Here is a 277-nt window from a genome sequence, read left to right as displayed (position 1 = left end):
CGCGCCAGCACCAGTGAAACGGTGAACTCGCGATTCACGGTGAGGAGGTCGGTGGCCGGATCGCGTTCCACCATGCCGCCCACCTCGGCGATCATCCGTTCAGTCTGGCCGACGATCTCCGGGTGTAGTCGGCGCAGGAACTGATTCGCCTCCAAATACTGGTAGTCCCGATCCGGAGTGAAGCCCACCGTCTGGTACGCGCGAATCAGACTGCCGAAACGATGCGCGTAGGCCGCTGACGATGGCATGCCTTCAGCTTCATCGATGATCAGGCCAG

General features: G+C 61.7%; 1 pseudogene. It reads right to left on the bottom strand.

Annotated elements, in window-relative coordinates:
• A pseudogene (locus ACMUOY_RS20290) lies at positions 1–277 on the bottom strand (recombinase family protein); the annotation flags it as partial.

The sequence above is a fragment of the Candidatus Skiveiella danica genome (assembly GCF_022705245.1).
GTDB lineage: Bacteria > Pseudomonadota > Gammaproteobacteria > Burkholderiales > Burkholderiaceae_C > Skiveiella > Skiveiella danica.
This window is presented reverse-complemented; position numbering and strand designations above follow the sequence as displayed.